Here is a 19,704-nt window from a genome sequence, read left to right as displayed (position 1 = left end):
TCCGCCCATGGCAAACGGGCAGTGGTATCCCGCCGAGTGGCCGGACCGCATCCGCGCACTCGCGGCCGGCACGCTGACACCGGTGACCCCCCGGCGGGCCGCCACCGTCATGCTGCTCAAGGACACGGCCGACACCCCGGTCGTGCACATGCTGCGCAGACGCGCCTCCATGGCCTTCGCCGGAGGCGCGTACGCGTATCCGGGCGGCGGGGTGGACCCACGCGACGACGACCACCAGATCCGCTGGGCGGGCCCCACGCGTGCGTGGTGGGCGTCCCGCCTCGGCGTCGACGAGACCGACGCCCAGGCGATCGTCTGCGCGGCCGTCCGGGAGACGTACGAGGAGGCCGGCGTCCTGCTCGCCGGGCCGAGCCCCGACACCGTGATCGACGACACCACGGGCGACGACTGGGAGGCGGACCGCGCCGCGGTGGCCGCCCGGGAGCTGTCCTTCGCCGAGTTCCTGGAGCGCCGGGGACTGGTCCTGCGCTCCGATCTCCTCGGCGCCTGGGCGCGCTGGATCACCCCGGAGTTCGAGGTCCGGCGCTACGACACCTGGTTCTTCGTGGCCGCCCTTCCGCAGGGGCAGCGCACCCGCAACGCCTCCACGGAGGCCGACCGCACGGTGTGGATCCGGCCCCGGGACGCGGCGGACGGCTACGACAAGGGCGAGCTCTTGATGATGCCGCCGACCATCGCGACCCTGCGCCGGCTCGCGGAGTACGACTCGGCCGCCGCCGCGCTCGCCGCCGCCCCCGCCCGCGACCTGACACCCGTCCTCGCCCGGGCCCGCCTGGAGAACGACGACGTGATCCTCTCCTGGCCGGGCCACGACGAGTTCACCAAGCGAGTTCCGGCCGCCGGAGACCCGACATGACGGCGACGACAGCCGTTCGGGGAGGGCCGGCAGCCCTTCCAGGCGGGACGGCGGCGCTGGCGGGGCGGGTGGCAGCCCTTGGTCGGGCGGCAGCGTTGCCTGGTCGGGCGGCAGCGTTGCCGGGGCGGGTGGCAGCCTGTCCGCGTCGGGCGGCAGTGCGCGCCGGGCGAGTCGCAGCACGCCCGGGGCAGTCGAGCGGTCGGTCCGAGTCCGTGGCCGCGTGCCTCGTACCGCCGTATGTGGGTCGGGGCGCCGTCCGGGCCCGCTCGCGGCACCGTCGTACTTCTCCCCTCCCGCTGGAAGGCACCTCCGTATGACCGACGCAGCAGCCCTTCCCGGACAGCCCAGGGGCGGTGTCCTGTCCGGCCCCGCCACCGCCCGGGCCGTCAACGTGCTCGCGCCGAACGCCTCCGTGATGACGCTGGACGGCACCAACAGCTGGGTCGTCTCCGAACCGGACTCCGACCTCGCCGTCGTGATCGACCCCGGTCCCCTGGACGACGCTCATCTGCGCAACGTCGTCGCCACGGCGGAGAAGGCCGGCCGTCGTGTCGCGCTGACCCTGCTCACGCACGGGCACCCCGACCACGCGGAGGGCGCCGCCCGCTTCGCCGAGCTGACCGGCACGAACGTACGGGCCCTGGACCCGGCGTTGCGGCTCGGCGACGAAGGACTGGGCGCGGGCGACGTCGTCTCGGTCGGCGGCCTGGAGCTCCGGGTCGTCCCCACCCCCGGCCACACCGCCGACTCGCTCTGCTTCCACATCCCGGCGGACCGGGCCGTCCTGACCGGTGACACCGTCCTGGGCCGCGGCACGACGGTCGTGGCCCACCCCGACGGCCGTCTCGGCGACTATCTCGACTCGCTGCGCCGCCTCAGGTCCCTCACGGTCGACGACGGCGTCCACACCGTCCTCCCCGGTCACGGTCCCGTCCTGGAGGACGCCCAGGGTGCCGTCGAGTTCTATCTGGCCCACCGCGCCCACCGGCTGGCCCAGGTGGAGACGGCCGTCGAGAACGGCTACCGCACTCCCGGCGACGTCGTCGCCCACGTCTACGCGGACGTCGACCGCTCCCTGTGGCCCGCCGCGGAACTTTCGGTACGGGCACAGCTGGAGTACCTGACCGAACACGGCCTGATCTGACCGCTTCGACTCGGTCTGAGGTCGAGCCTGACCGTCTTTGCGCCTGAGTGTCCGTCTCCGGGCTTCCCGGACTCCCGGGGTGGCCACCCGACCTCAAGTCCCTCTCGGGCCCCAGAGGCCCCTTCCAAGCGCGTCCAGGGCGCCACGGAACGATGGGGCCCGCCCCGTGAGCGAGACGAACCCCATCGAAAGACGAACCCGATCGAACGAAAGACGAACCTGATCGAAAGTCGAGCCCCGCGTCAGCGAGAGCGCTTGGCCAGTCGCTCCACGTCCAGCAGGATCACCGCGCGAGCCTCCAGGCGCAGCCATCCGCGCTGCGCGAAGTCCGCCAGCGCCTTGTTCACGGTCTCGCGGGACGCGCCCACGAGCTGCGCCAGCTCCTCCTGCGTGAGGTCGTGCACCACATGGATGCCTTCCTCCGACTGCACGCCGAACCGGCGGGAGAGGTCCAGCAGCGCGCGAGCGACCCGCCCGGGCACGTCCGAGAACACCAGGTCGGACATCTGGTCGTTGGTCTTGCGCAGTCGCCGGGCGACCGCGCGCAGCAGCGCCGCCGCCACCTCGGGCCGCGCGTTCAGCCAGGGCTGGAGGTCGCCGTGGCCGAGGCCCAGCAGCTTGACCTCGGTCAGCGCGGTGGCCGTCGCCGTCCGCGGACCCGGGTCGAACAGCGACAGCTCGCCGATCAGCTCACCGGGGCCGAGCACGGCCAGCATGTTCTCGCGGCCGTCGGGCGAGGCGCGGTGCAGCTTCACCTTGCCCTCGGTGACCACGTAGAGGCGGTCTCCCGGGTCACCCTCGTGGAAGAGAGCGTCACCGCGCGCGAGGGTCACCTCACTCATGGAGGCGCGGAGCTCCGCGGCCTGCTCGTCATCGAGCGCCGCGAAGAGCGGGGCGCGCCGCAGAACGTCGTCCACGAGTTCTCTCCTTGTCGACCTGCTCAGGGGATCTTGCTCCCCGTATTACCAGGGGACCGTGTTCCCCATCTTGCCGGACGGTCCAAACAGTGTGATCTGTCACAAGGATGCCGCACACATGTCCCGGGGTAAGCGTCAGGGGTCCAATTGGGGGCCGATCTTCTGGGCCCGGGGCGGATGTCGGTGCCGGGCTTTAGGCTGGCCGGGTGTCCAAATCGCCGGTGAGAGCGCAGGCCGAGGGGGCTGGACACGTGGTTGTACGGCGCGATTCCGCTGTGGGCGAACAGGGCCCCACGGGAGCGAACAAAACGGCAAAGGCGACGAAGGTGTCCGATCCATCAGCGGCGGAGAACTCCGCCCGAGAGACCACGGCCCCGGCGAGAGCAGCCTCGGCGAGCAAACCCGCCCCGGCGGGCCAACCGGCCCCGGTGAGCAAGCCGGCCCCGGTGAAGAGGGCCACCGCCCGGAAGGCGGCGGCGGTGAAGAAGGCCGCCCCAGCGCAGGGAGCCGTCGCGGCGCAGGGAGCGGCCCCGGCTCGGAGAAAGGCCTCGGCGGCCAAGCCCGAGTCCCGGACCGCCCTCGTCCGCCGTGCCCGCCGCATCAACCGCGAACTCGCCGAGGTGTACCCGTACGCGCACCCCGAGCTGGACTTCGAGAACTCCTTCCAGCTGATCGTGGCGACGGTCCTGTCCGCCCAGACGACCGACCTGCGGGTCAACCAGACGACACCGGCACTGTTCGCGAAGTACCCCACCCCCGAGGACCTGGCCGCGGCCGACCCGCAGGAGGTCGAGGAGATCCTGCGGCCCTGCGGGTTCTTCCGGGCCAAGACGAAGTCGGTGATGGGGCTGTCCAAGGCCCTGGTGGAGAACCACGGCGGTGAGGTCCCCGGCCGTCTCGAAGACCTGGTCAAGCTGCCGGGCGTCGGCCGCAAGACCGCCTTCGTCGTGCTGGGCAACGCGTTCGGCCGCCCCGGCATCACCGTCGACACCCACTTCCAACGGCTCGTACGGCGCTGGCGCTGGACCGACGCGACCGACCCGGACAAGATCGAGGCGGCCATCGGCGCGCTCTTCCCGAAGAGCGAGTGGACGATGCTGTCGCACCACGTGATCTTCCACGGCCGCCGCATCTGCCACGCCCGCAAACCGGCCTGCGGCGCCTGCCCCATCGCTCCGCTCTGCCCGGCGTTCGGTGAGGGGGAGACCGACCCCGAGAAGGCCAGGAAGCTCCTGAAGTACGAGAAGGGCGGCTTCCCCGGTCAGCGCCTCAAGCCCCCGCAGTCCTACCTGGAGGCGGGCGGCATCCCGGCCCCGCCACTCGGAGCCGCCGGATGACGGCCCACATCGAGCGCCCGGCCATGCCCGCCGGTGGCATCATCGGCGCCCACACCACCGGACCCGCCCCCTCGGGCACGCGCGCCGGCGCCCGCACCCCCTGCACCATGCGCGCCGTCCCGCGCCCCCACTCCGGACCGCGCCCTCCCCGCCCCGCCTTCCGCCACCCACAAGTGGGAAATGCGGCCCAAGTGGAACGATCAGCGGTCCTCCGGGCGTTGGGACCGGAAGAACGACGGGGGTGGCTATGACACGCGCGAGCCGGACGGACGGCGGCACGGACACCGACAACGGGCACCAGACGGGGCGGCTCCCCGCGTGGGCCGGGCCCGTCGCCCTGGACAAGGCGGGCCTGCCCTCCTGGCTGGACCCGGTGGTGCGCGCCGCCGAGACGGTCGAGCCGCTGCAGCTCAGCCGCTTCCTCCCGCCGGCGAACGGCTCGGGGCGGCAGTCGGCGGTCCTGATCCTGTTCGGCGACGGCCCGGACGGACCCGAGCTGCTGCTCATGGAGCGCGCCGGTTCGCTCAGATCGCACGCGGGCCAGCCGTCCTTCCCGGGCGGTGCCCTCGACCCCGAGGACGGCGACCCGGGGACCGACGGCCCGCTGCGGGCCGCCCTGCGGGAGGCCGAGGAGGAAACCGGTCTCGACCCCGCCGGCGTCCAGCTCTTCGGTGCGCTGCCCAAGCTCTACATCCCGGTCAGCGGCTTCGTGGTGACCCCCGTCCTGGGCTGGTGGCGCCGCCCCACCCCGGTCCGGGTCGTCGATCCGAACGAGACGGCCCGCGTTTTCACCGTTCCCGTGGCGGATCTCACGGATCCCGCCAACAGAGCCACCGCCGTACACCCCCGTGGCTACGCAGGCCCGGCATTTCTGGTCGAATCAGCCCTGGTGTGGGGTTTCACGGCCGGAGTGATCGACCGTCTGCTGCACTACTCGGGCTGGGAGCGCCCCTGGGACCGCGAGAAGCAGGTCCCGCTCGACTGGCGCTCATGACAGGGTGTCTGCCGTGCTGCGTCTTCTGGGGCCTGTCGCGTCCCCCTGTCGCCGCGCGGCGGACCGGTCCCCCTGGTCGGCCTGTAGTGATCGCGTAGTGACGAGGCGAGGCTTGAAGCGGTGAACGTGCTGGACATCCTGTTGCTGGTCGCCGCCGTCTGGTTCGCGATCGTGGGCTATCGACAGGGCTTCGTCGTCGGCATCCTGTCGGTGATCGGCTTCCTCGGCGGCGGTCTCGCCGCGGTGTACGCCCTGCCCTTCATCTGGGACTGGATGACCGACAACTCCGAGGTCAGCACGGCCGCCGCGGTCGTCGCGGTGGTCATCGTGATCGTCTGCGCCTCCGTCGGCCAGGCCCTGACCACCCACCTCGGCAACAAGCTGCGCCGCTACATCACCTGGTCCCCGGCCCGCGCCCTGGACGCCACCGGCGGCGCCCTCGTCAACGTCGTCGCGATGCTCCTGGTCGCCTGGCTGATCGGTTCCGCACTCGCCGGGACGACCCTGCCCACGCTCGGCAAGGAGGTCCGCAACTCCAAGGTGCTCCAGGGCGTGGCCGGTGCCCTGCCCAACCAGGCGGACACCTGGTTCGCGGACTTCTCCTCCGTCCTCACACAGAACGGCTTCCCGCAGGTCTTCAGCCCGTTCTCGAACGAGCCGATCACCGAGGTCCAGCCCCCCGACCCCGCCCTCGCGAGCAGCCCGGCCGCCCAGCGCGCCAAGCGATCCATCGTCAAGGTCATGGGCACCGCCCAGAGTTGCGGCAAGGTCCTGGAGGGCACCGGCTTCGTCTTCGGCGAGCGCCGGGTGATGACCAACGCGCACGTGGTCGGCGGAGTCGACGAACCCACCGTCCAGATCGGCGGCGAGGGCCGCAAGTACGACGCCAAGGTCGTCCTCTACGACTGGGAGCGCGACATCGCCGTCCTGGACGTGCCCGGCCTCAAGGCGCCCGCGCTGCAGTTCACCACCAAGGACGCCGTCAGCAGCGACGACGCGATCGTCGCGGGCTTCCCGGAGAACGGCGCGTACGACATCCGCCCCGCGCGCGTGCGCGGTCGCATCACGGCCAACGGCGCCGACATCTACAAGCGCGGCACCGTCCACCGTGACGTCTACTCGCTCTACGCGACCGTCCGCCAGGGCAACTCCGGCGGTCCGCTGCTCACGACCGACGGCAAGGTCTACGGCGTGGTCTTCGCGAAGTCCCTCGACGACTCGGAGACGGGCTACGCCCTCACCGCGGACGAGGTGGAGGAGGACATCGCCAAGGGCCGTACGGCCAACCAGCAGGTGGACAGCGACAGCTGCGCGCTCTGAGGCCGGGCGGGGCCGGTGGTGGTGTGAGGTCCTGTGCGGGTCGCCCCGGTCGGGGATCGCCCGTACAGGTCAGGGACGGGGATGGCGCAGGCGGGCCGAGACCCAGCGGGCCCGGCGGCGCAGGATGCGCGGAATGCCCAGTCGGGGATCGGTGCCCTGCAGTTGCGGGCCGCCCCTCTGGTGCGAGCTCAGGCCCGAGGCCGAGCGGCGGTTGCGTGCTGCGTCACTGTAGTCGTGCGTCCAGCCCATACCCCGACGTGTGCCCCCGCCCCAAGGTCGATAACCGCCCCCACGCCCCCCAATTGGCCTATGCGCCGGGCAAGTGGCTGTTCGTGGAACAGATGTTCACGTTCGGGTGTTCACGTTCGGATAACGGGCGACCTGGCCGACTCACCGGTCGGGCTCGGGATCCTTCAGCCAGTTGATGAGCTCGGTCGAGAACGCCACCGGGTCCTCCTCGTGCGGGAAGTGTCCCAGACCGTCGAACAGCCGCCAACGGTAGGGCGCTTCGACGTACTCCCCGGAGCCGGCCGCACTGCGCGTGCGCATCACCGGGTCGAGCGAACCGTGCAGATGGAGGGTGGGCACCCGGACCGGCCGCTTCATCCGGCGGTTGAACTGGATGCCGTCGGGGCGGGCCATGGACCGCACCATCCACCGGTACGGCTCGATCGAGCAGTGCGCGGTCGACGGGATGCACATCGCCCGCTGGTACGCCTCCACGGCCTCGTCGTCGGGCAGCCGCGGCCCCGACCAGTCCCGGATCAGCCGGCCGACCAGGGCGCCGTCGTCGGCGGTGAGCTGCCGCTCGGGGATCCATGGCCGCTGGAAGCCCCAGATGTAGGAGCCCGCGGAGGTCTGCTTGACGTCGGAGAGCATGGCCGAGCGCCAGCGCCGCGGGTGCGGCATCGAGGAGACCGCGAGCCGCCGCACGAGCTTGGGGCGCATCACGGCCGCCGTCCACGCCAGATAGCCGCCCAGGTCGTGGCCGACCAGCGCGGCGTCGGGCTCGCCGAGGGACCGGACGACGCCGGTGATGTCGAGGGCGAGGTTCGCCGGGTCGTAACCCCGGGGGGTGCGGTCGCTGCCGCCGACTCCGCGCAGGTCCATGGCCACGGCCCGGAACCCGGCCTCGGCGAGGGAGACCATCTGGTGCCGCCAGGTCCACCAGAACTGCGGGAAGCCGTGCAGCAGCAGCACCAGCGGTCCGTCGCCCACCTCGGCGATGTGGAAGCGCGCGCCGTTGGCGGCCACGTCCCGGTGGATCAGCTCCTTGGCGCCGGGCACGTCGAGCCGTACGGGAGACGCGGGCTGATTCCAGGGGGCGGCCGGGGCGGTCGCGGGGTCGGTCATGACGACGAGCGTGCCACAGCCTCGACGGCGCCGTCGGCCGGGGCGGTCCGGCGGGGGTGCGGCTTGGCGTTCTGCAGCACGCCTGCCGTCTCCTTCATGGACGCGGCGACCTTCTGCGGGCCCTGGCTCTTCTTGGCCTTCTTGGAGAAGACGACACCGACGAGCCCCAGCACGATCGCGACCACCACGTTCGCCAGGAACGACAGCAGGAAGCAGAGCGCGAGGTTCCAGTCGGTCCAGGTGTGGATGCCGTACGCCAGGGCGAAGCTCAGCATCGGCAGGGAGAAGATCAGTACCGCGCCGGCCGCGGTGAACGCCCCGCCTCCGATCGCGCCTCGCTTGACGTCCTGCCTGAGCTGGGCCTTGGCCAGCGCGATCTCGTCGTGCACCAGCGCGGACATCTCGGCCGTCGCCGAGGCGACCAGCTGGCCGACGCTGCGTTCGGCTCCGACCGGGCTGCCGTCGGGTGCGCTCATCGGGGTCTCCCTCATATGCGTTTGTACGGTCCTGTCAGATCATGCCGGACCGTCGTCGCCGACGCCTGCCCCGCCCGCCACTTCGGCAAGCCTGCGATGTTCCGCGGCCTTGCGTTCGTAGATCTCCGCCATGCGCAGGTGGTACGCAGGGTCGTCCTGTTCGTAGATGTCGGGGATGCCGTCGAGGTCGTCGTCGCGCTCCTCGGCGGCCCACAGTGCCTGGTACTTGGCGTTCCGCAGCTTCAGCAGGACGGTCGCCAGGACCGCCGCGACGAGCGAACCGCTGAGGACGGCGGCCTTGACGCCGTCGGTGAGCACCTGGTCGCCCTCGAAGGCCAGTTCACCGATGAGCAGCGACACGGTGAAGCCGATCCCGGCGAGGGAGGAGACGGCGAAGACGTCCGGCCAGGCCAGGTCGTCGGAGAGCGAGGCCCGGGTGAAGCGGGCGGTCAGCCAGGTCCCGCCGAAGATCCCGACCGCCTTGCCGACCACCAGCCCGAGCACGACCCCGAGCGTCTCCGGCTGCGTGAACACCTTCGCCAGTGCGTCGCCCGACACCGCGACACCCGCGCTGAACAGGGCGAACAGCGGTACCGCCAGACCGGCTGACAGGGGGCGCACCAGATGCTCGATGTGCTCGCCGGGGGAGCGTTCCTCCCCGTCACGCCGGCTGCAGCGCAGCATCAGCCCCATCGCGACCCCGGCGATCGTGGCGTGCACGCCGCTGTTGTACATCAGCGCCCAGACGACGAGCGCGAGCGGAACGTACACGTACCACCCGCGTACGCCCTTCCTCAGCAGCAGCCAGAAGACGGCGAGCGCGGCGACGGCGCCGGCGAGCGCGGCGAAGTTCAGGTCGTCCGTGAAGAACACCGCGATGATCAGGATCGCGAACAGGTCGTCGACGACGGCAAGGGTGAGCAGGAAGGCCCGCAGTGCGTTCGGCAGGGAGGTGCCGATGACGGCGAGCACGGCCAGCGCGAAGGCGATGTCGGTGGCCGTGGGCACCGCCCAGCCGGCCAGCGAGCCGCCGCCGGTGAGGTTGGTGAGCGTGTAGACGAGCGCGGGTACGGCCATGCCGCACAGCGCGGCGATCACGGGCAGCGCGGCGGTCCTCGGGTCCTTGAGGTCACCGGCGACCAGTTCGCGTTTGAGTTCGATGCCGGCGACGAAGAAGAAGATCGCGAGGAGCCCGTCGGCCGCCCAGTGCGCCACGGACAGGTCGAGGCCGAGAGCCTCGGGGCCGAAGTGGAACTGGCTGACGCTCTCGTAGCTGTCGCGCAGCGCGGGGATGTTGACCCAGACCAGCGCGGTGACGGCGGCCAGGAGCAGCAGCACACCGCCGACGGTCTCCGTGCGCAGCGCGTCCGCCACGAAGGTCCGTTCCGGCAGGGAGAGCCGGTCGAGGACCTTGCGGGTGGGGGTGGTACGGGGCGCGGCCACGGTGGGACCTCCGGTCGGTGGGCAGCACGGATCGCTCGCCGACCAGACTTCCCGGCACACCTGTTCTTTAGCTTAGCTAAGGGGCACCCGGCGCGCTTGCGGCCGGGTGCCCCTTGAGGCCGTATGTGACGCGTCAGTCCTCGCTGGGCGCCGCCGGCAGCTTGGCCTGGATGAGGTCCATGACCGTGGAGTCGGTCAGCGTCGTGACGTCGCCGAGCTGGCGGTTCTCCGCCACGTCACGCAGCAGTCGCCGCATGATCTTCCCGGAGCGGGTCTTCGGCAGCTCCTGCACCGGCAGGATCCGCTTCGGCTTGGCGATCGGGCCGAGGGTGGCGCCGACGTGGTTGCGCAGGTCGGCGACGAGGCTCTCGTCCTCGGCGTTCGCCGTGCCGCGCAGGATCACGAACGCCACGATCGCCTGGCCGGTGGTCTCGTCGGCCGCGCCGACCACGGCGGCCTCGGCCACGGACGGGTGCGAGACGAGCGCGGACTCCACCTCGGTCGTCGAGATGTTGTGGCCGGACACGAGCATCACGTCGTCGACGCGGCCGAGGAGCCAGATGTCCCCGTCGTCGTCCTTCTTCGCCCCGTCACCGGCGAAGTACTTGCCCTCGAACCGGGACCAGTACGTGTCGAGGAACCGCTGGTCGTCGCCCCAGATGGTGCGCAGCATGGACGGCCACGGCTCGGTGAGGACGAGATAGCCGCCGCCGCCGTCGGGCACCTCGTTCGCCTCGTCGTCGACGACCGTCGCGGAGATGCCCGGCAGCGGCGTCTGCGCGGATCCCGGCTTGGTCGACGTCACTCCCGGCAGCGGCGAGATCATCATCGCGCCGGTCTCGGTCTGCCACCAGGTGTCCACGATCGGCGTCGCGTCGGCCCCGATGTGCTTGCGGTACCAGATCCACGCCTCGGGGTTGATGGGCTCGCCGACGGAGCCGAGGACGCGCAGCGAGGACAGGTCGAACTTCGCGGGGATGTCGTCGCCCCACTTCATGAACGTACGGATGGCCGTGGGCGCCGTGTAGAGGATCGTCACCCCGTACTTCTGCACGATCTCCCAGAACCGCCCCTGGTGCGGGGTGTCCGGCGTGCCCTCGTACATGACCTGCGTCGCGCCGTTCGCCAGGGGCCCGTAGACGATGTACGAGTGGCCGGTGACCCAGCCGACGTCGGCCGTGCACCAGTACACGTCCGTCTCCGGCTTGAGGTCGAAGACTGCGTGGTGGGTGTACGACGTCTGCGTGAGGTAGCCGCCGGAGGTGTGCAGGATGCCCTTGGGCTTACCCGTCGTGCCGGACGTGTACAGGATGAACAGCGGGTGCTCGGCGCCGAACGGCTGCGGCGTGTGCTCGCTGCTCTGCCGGTCGACGATCTCGTGCCACCACACGTCACGGGAGTCGTTCCACGCGACGTCCTGGCCGGTGCGGCGGACGACGAGGACGTGCTCGACATTGCCGGCCCGGTCGGCAGCGTCGTCCACGGCGGGCTTCAGCGCGGACGGCTTGCCGCGCCGGTAGCCGCCGTCGGCGGTGATGACCACCTTCGCGTCGGCGTCCTGGATACGGGTCGCGAGAGCGTCCGCCGAGAAGCCGCCGAAGACCACGGAGTGCGCGGCGCCGATCCGGGCGCAGGCGAGCATCGCCACGGCCGTCTCCGGGATCATCGGCATATAGACCGCGACCCGGTCGCCCGCCTGGACGCCCAGCTCCAGCAGGGCGTTGGCGGCCCGGCTCACCTCGTCCTTGAGCTCGGCGTAGGTGAGGGCCCGGCTGTCACCCGGTTCGCCCTCGAAGTGGATGGCGACCCGGTCGCCGTTGCCGGCCTCGACATGCCGGTCGACGCAGTTGTACGCGACGTTGAGCTCGCCGTCCTCGAACCACTTGGCGAACGGCGGGTTCGACCAGTTCAGCGTCTGGGTCGGCTCCTTGGCCCAGGTCAGCCGCCGGGCCTGAGCCGCCCAGAAGCCGAGCCTGTCAGCCTTGGCCCGTTCGTACGCCTCGGCCGTGACGTTGGCGTTCTCGGCCAGGTCAGCGGGCGGCGCGAAGCGTCGCTCCTCCTTCAAGAGGTTGGCCAGGCTTTCGTTGCTCACGACATCTCCCTTGCGGTGCTTTGCCGGGGGGCGACCGTTGTGTCCCAGGCCACAGCTCATCAGACCCGGACCCCCGATGACAAGGGCCTTCGTCGGATTGGTTTAGACCTGTGGGCGGGTGGCCCTGCGGCCAGGACGCCACCCGTTCCCACGGACCCCGACGGACATCGGTTCACGCGCGAGTGTCGTACAGGACCGTCCCGTTGGGCTCGGCCGGGTCTGCCGCGCCGGTGACCTGATCGAAGACTCCGCTCTCCGGCGCCGCTTCCGTGAGCAGGTAGGCCTGTGCCTCACCCACGTGGAAGTACATGCCGTGCAGTTCGAGCGCCTCCTCACGCAGGGCGCGGGCGACGGAGTCGTGGGCTCTCAGGTGCTCCAACTGTTGGATGATGTTGGTCAGGCACAGCTGCTCGATGGCGTCGGCGGGTTCGCGGCCCGCGAGCCGGGCCCAGGGGCGGTTCTTGTCGGTCGCGCGCTCCAGGCTGGGCCGGCCGTGCCGCAGCCAGCGCTTGAGCGGGGTCTGGGCGCCGTGCGGATCGGTCTTGAGCAGGGCCTGCATCGCGCCGCAGCCGGAGTGCCCGCAGACCGTGATGGACCGTACCTTCAGCACGTCCACCGCGTACTCGATGGCCGCCGCCACCGAGTCGTCGCCGCTCTCCTCGCCGGGCAGCGGCACGAGGTTGCCGACATTGCGGACGACGAAGAGGTCGCCGGGGCCGCTGGAGGTGATCATCGACGTGACGAGCCGGGAATCCGCACAGGTCAGGAAGAGCTGCGAGGGCTGCTGACCCTCACGCGCCAGCCGGGCCAGCTCCCCGCGGACCAGGGGGGCGGTGTTGCGCTGGAACGCGCTGATGCCGCGCGCCAGTTGATGGCCGTTCGGGCCTTCGGCCGTCTCCTCCCGCGGTGTGCCCTCGGTCGGGGTGGCCGGGGCCTCGCACTGGTGGTTGCGCCAGGGCGTCCAGGGTCGGCAGCGGCAGCCCGCCGTGGTGCTCGCGGGCTCGGCGATCCGGGTGCCGGCGCGGCCGGTGATCTCCACGGAGCCGCCCCGCGCGTGGTGCGCGTGCTGCCAGTCCTGCAGCGACTCGTATGCCGCGTGGTCCATGAACGATCCGTCCAGTTCCACCACGGTGGCGGCGCCCGCGGGGACCTGGTGCAGGGCGCGGCTGAGTCGGGGCACCGCGAGGAACGTCAACTGACCGCGCACATGGACGTGATGGACGCCGTCCCGCCGGTCGTGGGTGATGCGGGTGCGCGTGAGGCGGTGCAGGGCGACGCCGACGGCCACGGCGATACCGAGCGCGACGCCCTCCAGGACACCGAAGACGACGACGCCGAGGGTGGTGACGGCGTAGACCAGCACCTCGCGGTGGCGGGTGACCGTGCGGATGTGGTGCAGGGACACCATCTGGACCCCGACGGCCATCACCAGCGCGGCGAGTGAGGCGAGGGGGATCAGCTCCAGGACGGGCACCAGGAGCAGGGTGGCCGCCATCACCCAGACGCCGTGCAGCATCGTGGAGTTCCGGCTGGTGGCGCCGGCCCGCACATTGGCCGTGCTGCGGACGGCGACGCCGGCGATCGGCAGGCCGCCGAGGACGCCGGAGACGACGTTGGCCGCGCCCTGGCCGCGCAGTTCGCGGTCGAGGTCGGAGCGCCGTACGTCGGTCCGGCCGGCCGCCAGTTTGTCCATCGCGACGGCGCCGAGCAGGGACTGCACGCTGCACACGAGTGTGGTGGTGAGGACGGCCGCGACGAGGCCGAGCACCGGTCCGTCGGGCACGCCGGCCAGGGCGTGGCTGCGCCAGGACGGCAGGTCGACCTTGGGCAGGCTCAGCGTGGCGAGCGCGGCGGCGGCCGTGGCGCCGGCGACGGCGACCAGGGCCGCCGGGATCGTGCGCAGTTGCCGCCCGACTGAGCCGGGGAGCCGGGGCCAGGCGAGCAGCAGGACGAGGGTGAGGACGCTCACGGAGACCGCGGCTGGGTGCAGGTGTGCCAACTGGGCGGGCAGGGCCCCGAGGTTGGCGCTGACGGAGCTCTGCGGGGTGCCGCCGAGCACGATGTGGAGCTGGGCGACCGCGATGGTGACGCCGATGCCGGCGAGCATGCCGTGCACGATCGCGGGGCTGACGGCGAGCGCCGAGCGGGCCACGCGCAGGTGGGCCAGGCCCAGTTGGGCGATGCCCGCGAGGACGGTGATGGCGCAGGTGGTGCGCCAGCCGTACTGGTGGATGAGGTCGGCGGTGACCACCGTGAGACCGGCCGCGGGGCCGCTGACCTGGAGGGGGGATCCGCCGAGGCGTCCGGCCACGAGTCCGCCGACTGCGGCCGCCACGAGGCCGGCCTGGAGCGGTGCGCCCGTGGCGAGGGCGATGCCCAGGGACAGGGGGAGGGCGATCAGGAAGACCGCGATGGAGGCGGACAGATCGGCGGCCGAGACGTGGAACCGACGACGCGGGCCCTCCGGCGGGCTGTGCGGTCGGTGGTCACGCTCCGTCCGGTTCGAGTCTGGGTCGGTGGTGGGGGTGGGAACGCAGGCGGACATGTTCTCCCGTCTCCTCCGGGGCTGCGCGGTCGCGTCGGTTCGCGGCCGTGGGACACGGCGTACAGCGGCGGGATTTCTCAACACTCAGTAAACGAATCGTAATGCAGAGTAAAGGATGCGCAAGAACATAAGCCGCAAATGGGTCATTAGATCACTCATGGGTGTGAATGAAGCATTTCATCGGCTTGTCGTATTAATCGCGATCGGAACTCTGTGTGACCTTGGCCGCTCTGCCCCAGAGCGAAGGAAGGTGGGCGGGACATGGCCGTCACCCAGAGGATCGCCGCCGGAGTCACGCTCGCCGCGACCGTCGCCGCGGCGCTCGCCGGATGCGGGATCGGTGAGCCGACGTCGACCGCCGGTTCCCCCGGTGCGAAGAGAACGGAGCAGGAGGGCCGGCCGGGCGGGCCCACGAAGGGGGGTGCCCCGGCGCCGCCCAAGACCGCGGTCCGGCTGATCGGCGACGGCTCCACCGCGTACACCGGTGCGCAGCCGCACCTGCCCAGGCCGCAGCGGTTGAAGCCCGGTCAGCGGCCCCCGCAGTTCGTCGTCTTCTCCTGGGACGGCGCGGGGGAGGACAGCCAACGGCTCTTCTCGCACTTCCGCAAGGTCGCCCGGGCCAACGACGCGACCATGACGTACTTCCTGAGCGGCGTGTACATGCTGCCGGAGGAGAAGCGGGACCTGTACCGGCCGCCCCAGCACTCACCGGGCCGCTCCGACATCGGGTTCAACGACGTCCGCGGGATCAAGGACACCGTGAACCAGCTGCGCGGCGCGTGGCTGGAGGGCAACGAGATCGGAACCCACTTCAACGGCCACTTCTGCGGTCCCGACGGCGGGGTCGGCGAGTGGTCGGTCGAGGAGTGGAAGAGCGAGGTCGCCCAGGCCAAGTCGTTCGTGAAGGCATGGAAGACCAACACCGGCACGGATCGGGCCGAACCCCTGCCCTTCGACTACGACAAGGAACTGATCGGCGCCCGCACGCCCTGCCTCGAAGGGCAGACCAACTTCATGCGGGCCGCCCGGGAACTGGGCTTCCGTTACGACACCAGCGGCGTCCGGAACCAGGTCTGGCCCGAGAAGAAGGACGGGCTGTGGGACCTGTCGCTGCAACTCGTCCCCGTCCCGGGGCGGAACTTCGAGACCCTGACCATGGACTACAACTTCTACGTCAACCAGTCCGGCGCCCGGGCGGGTGCACCCGGCCGGCGGGAGGAGTGGGGCGACCAGTTCCGGGACGGGCTGCTCGCGGGCTTCGAGCGCGCCTATCGCAGCAACCGCGCGCCCCTGATCATCGGCAACCACTTCGAGTCCTGGAACGGCGGCGTCTACATGCGCGCGGTCGAGGAGACCGTCGAGGCGGTCTGCGGCAAGCCCGAGGTGCGCTGTGTCTCCTTCCGGCAACTCGCCGACTGGCTCGACGCCCAGGACCCGAAGGTCTTGGACAGGCTGCGCGGCCTGGGCGTCGGTCAGTCCCCGAAGGGCGGCTGGACGTCCTTCCTCTCCGCAGGAGCGGCACCGGCCCCGAAGGGGGTTCCGGGAGCACCCGCGGCCAAGCCGTAGCGGGCGTTCACACGGCGGCGGCGACTTGTTCGCCGAGCACGAACCCGGGGTCGATCTGCGCGGTCAGATCGGCCCCGGTCCTCTCGTTGCCCCAACTGGTGGCGTTCTTCAGGTGGAAGTGCTCCATCTGACGGGTGTAGCGCTCCCAGTCACGCTGCTCGTACGTGACGTCGGCCGCTTCGTGCAGGGTGCGCAGGGAGTGGCGGTTGGCCTCCTCCAGATGCTCGAAGCGAGGCGGGCGGCCCTTCTCCAGGGCGCGCACCCAGTCCGAGTGGCCGAAGGCGACCAGCAGGTCGTCCCCTACCTCGGCGCGGAGGAAGTCGAGGTCGTCCTGGCCGTGCACCTTGTTCCCGACGACCTTCAGGGCGACGCCGTAGTCGGCGGCATACTCCTTGTACTGGCGATAGACGGAGACCCCCCTCCGCGTCGGTTCGGCGACGAGGAACGTCATGTCGAAACGGGTGAACATGCCGGACGCGAAGGAGTCCGAACCGGCTGTCATGTCGACCACCACGTACTCGTCGCGGCCGTCCACCAGGTGGTTCAGGAACAGCTCCACCGCTCCCGTCTTGGAGTGGTAGCAGGCGACCCCCAGGTCGGCGTCGGTGAAGGGGCCGGTGACCATCAAGCGGACGGCCCCGCCGTCGAGTTCCACCGGACGGGCGCAGGCGTCGTAGATCGCGTTGGGCTCGCAGATCCGCACCAGGCGCGAGCCGTCGCCCGGCGGGGTCGTCTTGATCATCGTCTCGGCGGAGGTGATCCGCGGGTTGGAGCCCCGCAGATGGTTCTTGATCAGCGCCAGCCGCTCGCCCATCGCGGGCAGTTCGGCGGCCTCCGACTCGTCGAGGCCGAGGGCGGCGCCGAGGTGCTGGTTGATGTCCGCGTCGACGGCTACGACGGGGACCCCCGAGACGGCGAGGTGGCGGATGAACAGGGAGGACAGCGTGGTCTTGCCACTCCCGCCCTTCCCGACGAAAGCAATTTTCATGTTCACCAACGGTAGTGCGGTGGCTGCCCAGGGTGTTCGCGCGGTCGGGAAGACCACTCCTTCGAGGGGTCGGCGGCCGGTGCGCGTAGGGTCGTACTCATGAGTACGACAGGTGCGGCCGCCGATCCGCTCGCGGCCCTGGGAGAGCTTCCCGGTGTGGCCGAATCCGTGGAGTCCGTGCGCAAGTCCGTGGACCGGGTCTACGGCCACCGCGTCATGCGCCGTCGCAGCAACGCGGTCACCTCCGAGGCCGCCCTGCGGGGCGCGCGTGGCTCGGCGGCGCTGTCCGGCGCCGACTGGGCCCTCGAAGAGGTGCGTCGCCGTACGGATTTCAGCGGCCAGGACGGTGACGACGAGGCCCGCGCCGTGGGTGCCGCGCTGCGGCTCACCGCCGAGGCGGGGCAGCTGCTGTCGATCTGGCGGCAGTCGCCCCTGCGGGTGCTGGCCCGGCTGCACCTGGTCGCGGCCGGGAGCGACGACGCGCGCGTGGGGCGCCCACGACAGGACGGCGAGCCCGTCGAGGAGCCCCTGGTCGAGCTGCCCCTGCCGGGACCGGCGGAGGTCGCGGGCCGGCTCGACGGGCTCTCCGAGCTGATCATCCAGGGCAGTTCGGCCCCGGCGCTGGTGACGGCCGCCGTCGTCCACGGCGAACTGCTCGCCCTGCGGCCCTTCGGCTTCCACAACGGCCTCGTCGCGCGTGCGGCCGAGCGGATCGTGCTGATCGGCAGCGGCCTCGACCCCAAGTCGGTCTGCCCGGCGGAGGTCGGCCACGCGGAACTGGGCCGCGCCGCCTATCTGGCCGCCCTCGACGGCTACGCCTCCGGCACCCCGGAGGGCATGGCCGCCTGGATCGCCCACTGCGGCAGGGCGATCGAGTTGGGTGCCAGGGAGTCGACAGCCGTGTGCGAGGCGCTGCAACGCGGGGCGGCGTAGAAAGTCGCGAACAGGCGACTGAGAACCCCCGGAAAAGGGTTGCGGCGGTACGAGAATTCGTACCGCCGCTGGCATGTCCACCTGGTTACCAAGCGTCCTCGATATGTGCCCATCAGGCCGGGAACTCAGCCCGTGACCTGGTGCGGCTGGCCCGTAATCGACGGGTCGACGTCGCGTGGGTGCCTGGTGTTCATGCTCGGTCCGTGGGGCCAAAATGAGTTGTTAAAGGTGATCCTCTCGGACGTCCTTTGGTCTCGCGGGCCTTGAATCCTTTCTACTCCAGGACCCGGGCAAGCGGAACCCCTCGCTGCGCTTCTTTACTTTCAGGTTCAAAGAGGGTGAATCCGCTGCCGTGGGCGCGGAGAGCGGATCAGGCGGTTGCCACGCGGCGTCGGCTCGCGTACCAGACCAGCCCGGCGGTGGCCGCCGCGGCGCCTATGGCGGCCGCCGCGAGAAGGGCGGGCCGCGGCCGTACGGCCAGGCGCTGCTTGAGCCGCACCGGGCGGTGGAAGTCGAGGATGGGCCACCCGCGCGCGAGGGCCTCCTTGCGCAGCGTCCGGTCCGGGTTCACCGCGTGCGGGTGGCCCACGGACTCCAGCATCGGCAGGTCCGTCGCCGAGTCGCTGTAGGCGTAGCAGTGCGCGAGGTCATACTCCTCGGACACGGCCAGCTCCCGGATCGCCTCCGCCTTCGTCGGGCCGTAGGCGTAGTACTCCACCTCGCCGGTGAAGCAGCCGTCGTCGCCGACGACCATACGGGTCGCCACCACCCGGTCCGCGCCGAGGAGCTCGCCGATCGGCTCGACGACCTCGGCGCCCGAAGTGGAGACGATGACGACGTCCCGCCCCGCGACGTGGTGCTCCTCGATGAGGGAGGCGGCCTCGTCGTAGATGATCGGGTCGATCAGGTCGTGCAGGGTCTCGGCGACGATGTCCTTCACCTGTTGGACGTTCCAGCCCCGGCACAGCGCGGACAGATACTTCCGCATCCGTTCCATCTGGTCGTGGTCGGCGCCGCCCGCGAGGAACACGAACTGGGTGTACGCCGTTCGCAGGGCGGCCCTGCGGTTGATCAGGCCGCCTTGGTAGAACGACTTGCTGAACGTGAGCGTGCTCGACTTCGCAATGACCGTCTTGTCCAGGTCAAAGAAGGCCGCTGTGCGGGGCAAGGAGTGGTTTTCCACGGGGCCGAGCATATGCGCCCGCCATTCGGGCTAGTGTGGGGCGCGTGGGTTTGCCTGAGAGGCCTCTCGGGTACACCATGGAAGTCACGGATCGTTCGCGACCGTGCTAACGCGGTCCGGCTCCTCCCCCCCGAGTCGGCCGTGGAGACGACCCCCACTCTCCCCCCCGGTGGGGGTCGTCGCATGTCCGGACGCGTTTCCTCTCTTCTTCCCGGCCCGCGAGGCACTCTGAAGCCCTCGTGGGCTTTCCTCTGCCCCCGACACAGGATCCGTCACTGTCCGTAGTCGTCAGGCTGCGCTGTGGAAGTCGCACACGAGTCGCCTGTTCGGGTGACGGTGATATTCACAAGGGCCGAGTTGTCCACAGTTTTCGATCAAGATCCACATGATTTCCGAGGCCGTCGCACCGTGATTCCAGCGCGTCCCGACGGCGGCGAGTTCGAGGCCGGTTCCGTTTCGCGGATGCGTAGGGCCGGATTCCGTCGACCGCCTCCGCGGCGGCCGATCTCCGGTGCTTCACACAGGAGTTGAACACG

Annotated in this window: 16 protein-coding genes; 7 read left to right on the top strand and 9 right to left on the bottom strand. The window is 70.9% G+C overall.

The features are described from left to right. The first annotated feature begins 7 nt into the window (after positions 1-7). Together P8T65_RS19820 and P8T65_RS19815 are read left to right on the top strand one after the other, a co-directional pair. Positions 8-877: an NUDIX hydrolase gene (locus tag P8T65_RS19820; RefSeq protein ID WP_316726612.1), complete on the top strand. Its 870-nt coding sequence runs from the start codon at positions 8-10 to the stop codon at positions 875-877. A gap of 313 nt (positions 878-1,190) precedes the next feature. Next, positions 1,191-2,021 carry an MBL fold metallo-hydrolase gene (locus P8T65_RS19815; protein ID WP_316726611.1) on the top strand — a complete coding sequence of 277 codons (831 nt, stop codon included), beginning with the start codon at positions 1,191-1,193 and terminating at the stop codon, positions 2,019-2,021. 242 nt (positions 2,022-2,263) lie between these two features. Here P8T65_RS19815 and P8T65_RS19810 read toward each other — a convergent pair whose 3' ends face one another. Continuing rightward, a complete protein-coding gene (locus P8T65_RS19810; RefSeq protein ID WP_005476003.1) occupies positions 2,264-2,938 on the bottom strand; it encodes a Crp/Fnr family transcriptional regulator in 675 nt (224 codons plus the stop codon). Between the two features lie 251 nt (positions 2,939-3,189). On the opposite strand from P8T65_RS19810, the gene nth reads away from it, so the two are divergent. The 3 genes from nth to P8T65_RS19795 all read left to right on the top strand — a co-directional run bounded on the left by nth (position 3,190) and on the right by P8T65_RS19795 (position 6,589). Beyond that, on the top strand, positions 3,190-4,275 hold the full coding sequence (nth, locus tag P8T65_RS19805; RefSeq protein WP_399099379.1) for an endonuclease III: 1,086 nt from the start codon (positions 3,190-3,192) through the stop codon (positions 4,273-4,275). A 247-nt stretch (positions 4,276-4,522) separates the two neighbouring features. After that, complete coding sequence (locus P8T65_RS19800; protein ID WP_316726608.1) at positions 4,523-5,269, top strand: CoA pyrophosphatase; 747 nt, start codon at positions 4,523-4,525, stop codon at positions 5,267-5,269. A gap of 120 nt (positions 5,270-5,389) precedes the next feature. Beyond that, complete coding sequence (locus P8T65_RS19795; protein ID WP_316726607.1) at positions 5,390-6,589, top strand: MarP family serine protease; 1,200 nt, start codon at positions 5,390-5,392, stop codon at positions 6,587-6,589. Positions 6,590-6,658: 69 nt separating this feature from the next. Here the strand turns inward: P8T65_RS19795 and P8T65_RS19790 are convergent, their stop codons facing one another. The 6 genes from P8T65_RS19790 to P8T65_RS19765 form a co-directional block, all read right to left on the bottom strand. Then, a complete protein-coding gene (locus P8T65_RS19790) occupies positions 6,659-6,838 on the bottom strand; it encodes a hypothetical protein (protein ID WP_078853953.1) in 180 nt (59 codons plus the stop codon). A gap of 141 nt (positions 6,839-6,979) precedes the next feature. Continuing rightward, a complete protein-coding gene (locus P8T65_RS19785; protein ID WP_316726606.1) occupies positions 6,980-7,942 on the bottom strand; it encodes an alpha/beta hydrolase in 963 nt (320 codons plus the stop codon). Further along, positions 7,939-8,418 (bottom strand): phage holin family protein, encoded by a 480-nt coding sequence (locus tag P8T65_RS19780; protein WP_316726605.1) that lies wholly within the window; start codon positions 8,416-8,418, stop codon positions 7,939-7,941. Before P8T65_RS19780 ends, P8T65_RS19785 begins: the two co-directional genes overlap by 4 nt. A gap of 39 nt (positions 8,419-8,457) precedes the next feature. Further along, entirely contained in the window at positions 8,458-9,861 is a 1,404-nt protein-coding gene (gene nhaA / locus P8T65_RS19775) for a Na+/H+ antiporter NhaA (RefSeq protein ID WP_316726604.1), read from the bottom strand. 133 nt (positions 9,862-9,994) lie between these two features. Beyond that, a complete protein-coding gene (gene acs, locus P8T65_RS19770) occupies positions 9,995-11,953 on the bottom strand; it encodes an acetate--CoA ligase (RefSeq protein ID WP_316726603.1) in 1,959 nt (652 codons plus the stop codon). 172 nt (positions 11,954-12,125) lie between these two features. Next, complete coding sequence (locus P8T65_RS19765) at positions 12,126-14,498, bottom strand: SulP family inorganic anion transporter (protein WP_316726602.1); 2,373 nt, start codon at positions 14,496-14,498, stop codon at positions 12,126-12,128. A 261-nt stretch (positions 14,499-14,759) separates the two neighbouring features. Here P8T65_RS19765 and P8T65_RS19760 point away from each other — a divergent pair, with 261 nt between their 5' ends. Then, positions 14,760-16,064: a hypothetical protein gene (locus tag P8T65_RS19760; RefSeq protein WP_316726601.1), complete on the top strand. Its 1,305-nt coding sequence runs from the start codon at positions 14,760-14,762 to the stop codon at positions 16,062-16,064. 7 nt (positions 16,065-16,071) lie between these two features. Here the strand turns inward: P8T65_RS19760 and P8T65_RS19755 are convergent, their stop codons facing one another. Next, positions 16,072-17,052: an ATP-binding protein gene (locus P8T65_RS19755; RefSeq protein ID WP_316726600.1), complete on the bottom strand. Its 981-nt coding sequence runs from the start codon at positions 17,050-17,052 to the stop codon at positions 16,072-16,074. A 99-nt stretch (positions 17,053-17,151) separates the two neighbouring features. Between P8T65_RS19755 and P8T65_RS19750 the strand changes: the two genes are divergently transcribed. Beyond that, positions 17,152-17,985, top strand: coding sequence for an oxidoreductase (locus P8T65_RS19750; RefSeq protein ID WP_184905327.1), 834 nt, complete (start codon positions 17,152-17,154; stop codon positions 17,983-17,985). A 370-nt stretch (positions 17,986-18,355) separates the two neighbouring features. Here P8T65_RS19750 and P8T65_RS19745 read toward each other — a convergent pair whose 3' ends face one another. Continuing rightward, the gene (locus tag P8T65_RS19745; RefSeq protein ID WP_316726599.1) at positions 18,356-19,180 is read right to left on the bottom strand and encodes an HAD-IB family hydrolase; all 825 of its coding nucleotides are present in this window, start codon (positions 19,178-19,180) and stop codon (positions 18,356-18,358) included. Between the last annotated feature and the right edge of the window lie 524 nt (positions 19,181-19,704).

The organism is Streptomyces sp. 11x1 (genome assembly GCF_032598905.1).
In the GTDB taxonomy this organism is placed as follows: domain Bacteria; phylum Actinomycetota; class Actinomycetes; order Streptomycetales; family Streptomycetaceae; genus Streptomyces.
The sequence above is the reverse complement of the archived record's forward strand: the minus strand, read 5'-3'. Positions and strand labels throughout refer to the sequence as shown.